A 4,793-nucleotide genomic window follows, 5' to 3' on the forward strand; every position below is an offset into this window, starting at 1 on the left:
CAACCAAACGGCTTGATTCGTAAAGCTTTGGATAATAAAGCGCAAGTCCAAGTCATTTCAGCACAACGCTTGAATAACCCCGAATTGGCAACTCGCAATGTTGTGAATGTCAAAATGCGGATTTGGCGGCTAGGTGCAAAACAGCCAAATTTTCAGGATGTAATTACCGTCAGCGCCACTACAGCCCGTAACCCCGAAACTAGCGAGACTTACAGAGCCTTTGACTTTCTAAATCGAGCCACTAATCCAGTATTTCTATTTTATCTGCGTCCGCAAACTTACACGGATGCTTATGTTTGGCTACAAGTACCAGAGGGGGTTAACACTCTCGATCTTTTTATCCCAGAGACGGGAACGTTTAGAAATGTGCCGATTAGTCACAATTAGCGGGAGTTGGGAGTCGGGAGTCGGGAGTCGTGAAGCATAAACCAGGTTTTTACTATATTTATTAGCTGCGATCGCACTACTAACAACTCTACTTGTGGGGCATAATGGGCGATCGCATTTTATGTCAGCACTAGCACAAAGATTGACAACGATAGACTATGAGTAATTTTTTATCTGGTATAGCTGTTATACTCTCAATTTTGGCATTGGGTTTTAGTGGCTTCACTGCCTATCAGGTATTTATGCTGCAAGAAAAAATCGCTGCTGTTAACAATAACGCTAGCACTGGTACATCAGGAAACGCTCAACTGGAGACAACAGCACCAGTGTCGTCTGCTGCACCGGATACCGCAGCAACTACACCCGCTACTGCAAGTGGTATTCAACCAGGGCAATTTGTCCAATCTGCTATTGGCAATAAAGCGAAATTAGAGTTATTATCTGTCAAGCGAATCACAGATCCAGACGCAAAAACCCGCGATGTGGTCAACGTACAAATGCGCGTTCGTCGTCTCGCATCTGAAGTCAGTCCTAACGATGCAATTAATGTAGCAGGTACGAAAGCCCGCAATCCCGATACTAGTGAAACTTACGAACCAGTAGACTATAAGCGATCGTCAGGCAGCGTTAATTTGTACTTTGTGCGCAGAAATGCATCATCAGACGCTTACGTGTGGTTGAGAATACCGGAAGGTGTGACGGCGATCGATCTGTTTATCCCAGATACAGGTGCATTTAAAAATGTGCCAATTGCAAGCTGAAATTACTTTTTGGTAATGGGCAATTGCAACTAGCAACTACCCATTACTCATTCCCCTTACCAACTTAAATCTTCGTGCCACACTCAGGACAGAAGTTATTGCGCGAGAGATTTTGTGTGCCGCAATTGCTGCAATGGACGACCTCTACAGCTTTTTCAGCTTTAGGTTGCTTTGGTAAACCCACCATTTGAGCGTTACTCTTACCAGGAGGAACCATTGGGTAGCAGTTCTCTTCGCGATTGACATGCACGTCCATCAAGACGGGACCATCGTGAGCTAGCATTTGGACGATCGCATCTGCTAATTCCTCTCGCGTAGAAACTACCATTCCTTTGATGCCGTAGGCTTTAGCCAGCAGCTCGAAATCTGGCATTGAAGGTTCCATATTCGAGGAAGAATAACGCTCTCCATAGAATGCTTGTTGCCACTGACGTACCATTCCCTGCCAACCGTTATTGACAATTACGGTCTTGACATTAATGCCAAACTGTGCAAGGGTTCCCAGTTCTTGTAAATTCATTTGGAAACTTGCATCACCGCTGATGCAAATCACCTCTTCATCTGGCAATGCCACCTTTGCACCCATAGCCGCAGGCATTCCAAAGCCCATCGTTCCCAAGCCAGCACTGGAGATCCAGCGGCGGGGACCATTTTTCAAAAATTGCGCCGACCACATTTGATGCTGTCCGACATCGGTAGTGTAGTAAGCATTCGGTGCTTGCTGGCTCAGTTCTACAATCACCTCTTGGGGTGAAAGGCGATCGGCATGACGTGGCACGATTAGAGGATAATCTTCTTTCCAACTCTCGATTCGCTTGCGCCATGCTTGAGTTTGGTTAGGATTTTGACATCCCCCTGTTTCTTGACATCGCCGCAGCAACTCGACTAAAACTGTCCGCACGTCGCCGACAATTGGCACTTCTGGAGCGCGGTTTTTGCCAACTTCCGCCGGATCGATATCGATGTGGATGACTTTAGCGCGGGAAGCAAACTCGTCTAATTTACCAGTCACGCGATCGTCAAATCTTGCCCCGACAGCAATCAATAAATCGCACTCGCTCACGGCAAAGTTAGCGTATGCCGTACCGTGCATTCCCAACATTCCCACAGCCAAGGAATTGTGTTCGTCAAAAATTCCTTTGCCCATCAATGTTGTGGTGACGGGGATTTGGAACATTTCTGCTAGTTGCTGAACTTCTGCATGTGCGCCAGATGCGATCGCACCTCCTCCCACATATAGTAATGGGCGCTGGCTCTGCCGGATCAACTGCACTGCTTGCACGATTTGGCGTGGATTTCCCTTAACTGTAGGGCGATATCCAGCCAACCTCACCGTTCCTGGTTCCACAGGTACGTAGTCAAATTCTTCTAGCCCCACATCTTTCGGCACGTCAACCAACACTGGTCCTGGTCTACCCGTACTAGCAATGTAGAAAGCTTCCGCCACAATCCGCGCCATATCGGCGGGATCGCGCACCACGTAGGAATGTTTGACGATTGGCAGGGTAATACCATAAATATCAGTTTCCTGAAACCCATCCGTGCCAATTGCGGCGCGGGAAACTTGTCCCGTTACAATCACCATCGGAATCGAGTCCATATGGGCTGTCGCAATTCCTGTCACTAGGTTAGTTGCCCCAGGTCCAGAAGTGCCAAAACACACGCCTACTTTACCAGTAGCACGGGCATAGCCATCAGCCGCATGAGCTGCGCCTTGTTCGTGTCTGACTAAAATATGTTGAATCCCACCAGCAGCCTCCGCCCGATATAGCTCATCGTAAATTGGTAAAATTGCTCCGCCAGGATAGCCAAAAATATGTTCGACTCCGTGACGCTTGAGACTGTCAATCAGAGCATAAGCCCCAGTCGCCCGTTTGGGCGTAACTAGAGGCGTAGTAGAAATTGCCGATGAATTCAGATGACCGTTTTTGATGGAAACACTGTGGGTACGAGATGCTCGCACGGGAAACCTCACGCAGTACTTAGTTAACTAGGGGTATACCTGTATTTATATTTTGTATTTTAAATTGCTGATTAATTATTAAATTTACTCTAGGATCTAATGTTGAGGATCTCATGACATAAATAAAAAGCGCTGAACCATAGGATAAGTTTTATCTATGCGGGAGTTGGGAGTCGGTAAGAAGACAGAGCGCGATCGCTCACTGTTTACTAATAAACTCTGTTTTAGAGAGTGAGTCCTCATCCTTTAGCAGCAGATCGACATCTTTTCTTATTTAGCGATCGCACTCAAAGTTTTCATGACTTATTTCCCTGCTCCCTGCTCCCTATTTAAATAGCATCTTTCAAAACTCTACGAGTATTTTGCCACGCCCAGATCCCGATCGCGGTGACGGCGACGCTCATCCCAATCAGAACGCTGCGTAAGCCAAAGGCAATGGTTAGTCTTTCGGTAATTAATAGAGGTGCGGAGAGGGCAATATTAATCGCGTGGTTTTGAAAGCCGAATACCTTACCGTGCATTTCCGGTGGAGTTTGCTGTTGAATTAGGGTTTGCATCGGTACGCCGATAAAACCAGCCCCAACCCCCAGCAACACAGACAATCCTAAGGCAAGGAATAGACTGTGTGTAAATGTAAATATGCCCAAGACAAACGCCATCATCAAAAATCCGTACAAAGGTAGAGGCTTGTGGTGCAAGCGATCGCCCCAATGACCTAGAATCGCCGCACCGAATACCATACCTACGCCAGCCGCCGCCAGAAAAAAGCCGAATTGCTTTTCTTTCAAACCAAACTCTGCTGCTAGGCGAATTGCTAGTACGGTTAAAGCAGCAAATACACAATATAAAGTTGTCATTTGCAACATGGCATTTAATACCAAACGATTGCGTCGCAAATAACCCAAACTCTCTTTAAACTCAGTCCAAGCATTTTTTTTCTGTCGTTCTTCTCTATGGGACTGCCGTTCTTGAAAGCTTATCGGCTGCATGATCCCCGCCGATAGTAGATATAATCCACCCACGACTAATTCTTGTCCTGAATCACCCAAAGAAGATTTCGCCCAGCTTAACAACGGTTCCCCCACAGCAAAACCAACAATTAACGCGCCCATCATCGTGCTGCTGAAAAGGGCATTAGCAGACATGAGCTGTTCTCGCTTAACTAGCAAGGGAATCGCCGTTTGTTCGGCGGGAGCAAAAAATTGCGTCACCGTAGAAATAGCAAAAGTCAGCAATAGCAAAATCAGAAATTGTCTTGGTAGAAGCGGAATCATCAGCGTCAACAGCCCTCGTACCACATCAGAACCAACCATGATCGGCTTTTTTGGGACGCGATCGACCAAAATACCCCCAGCAGAACCAAACAGAATCGCTGGTAGGGTAAACGCCATAAATAGGTCAGAACGCCTAGTATCCTCTATACCTGCGGCAAGGGGATAGTTTTCTAACAGGGCGATCGTCAGGACGAGAAAAACTTTATCTGCTAGCTGGGACAGTAGTTGCCCGATCCACAGCAGCATAAAATTTCGGTTGTGTAACAGGGCGCGAAACCCATTCGTGTTAGCAGGCGGTTCGGTGGGAAACATTTAGATGCAGGGGTGAGGAGCAAGGAGCGAGGAGCGAGGGAAAGAGGACAAGGGGATATAAAAGAGCTGAGGGGCTGAGGGGGAGAAGAGAGTTGA

General features: G+C 47.1%; 4 protein-coding genes. 2 read left to right on the top strand and 2 right to left on the bottom strand.

Going from position 1 to position 4,793, the window contains the following annotated elements:
- Both ACRC32_RS22655 and ACRC32_RS22660 read left to right on the top strand, forming a co-directional pair.
- A partial coding sequence (locus tag ACRC32_RS22655) for a hypothetical protein (protein WP_438556097.1) occupies positions 1-387 on the top strand: 387 nt, incomplete at its 5' end.
- A 158-nt stretch (positions 388-545) separates the two neighbouring features.
- Positions 546-1,148: a hypothetical protein gene (locus tag ACRC32_RS22660; RefSeq protein WP_438556098.1), complete on the top strand. Its 603-nt coding sequence runs from the start codon at positions 546-548 to the stop codon at positions 1,146-1,148.
- 64 nt (positions 1,149-1,212) lie between these two features.
- Here the strand turns inward: ACRC32_RS22660 and ilvB are convergent, their stop codons facing one another.
- Together ilvB and ACRC32_RS22670 are read right to left on the bottom strand one after the other, a co-directional pair.
- Positions 1,213-3,066, bottom strand: coding sequence for a biosynthetic-type acetolactate synthase large subunit (gene ilvB, locus ACRC32_RS22665; RefSeq protein WP_438556100.1), 1,854 nt, complete (start codon positions 3,064-3,066; stop codon positions 1,213-1,215).
- Between the two features lie 374 nt (positions 3,067-3,440).
- A complete protein-coding gene (locus ACRC32_RS22670) occupies positions 3,441-4,697 on the bottom strand; it encodes an MFS transporter (protein WP_438556099.1) in 1,257 nt (418 codons plus the stop codon).
- Positions 4,698-4,793 lie beyond the last annotated feature (96 nt).

This window comes from Chroococcidiopsis sp., from assembly GCF_051657925.1.
Lineage (GTDB): Bacteria > Cyanobacteriota > Cyanobacteriia > Cyanobacteriales > Chroococcidiopsidaceae > Chroococcidiopsis.

Coding starts and splice junctions, on each gene's coding strand:
- ACRC32_RS22670 (WP_438556099.1), bottom strand. CDS start 4,697: ATGTTTCCCACCGAACCGCCTGCTAACACGAATGGGTTTCGCGCCCTG.
- ACRC32_RS22660 (WP_438556098.1), top strand. CDS start 546: ATGAGTAATTTTTTATCTGGTATAGCTGTTATACTCTCAATTTTGGCA.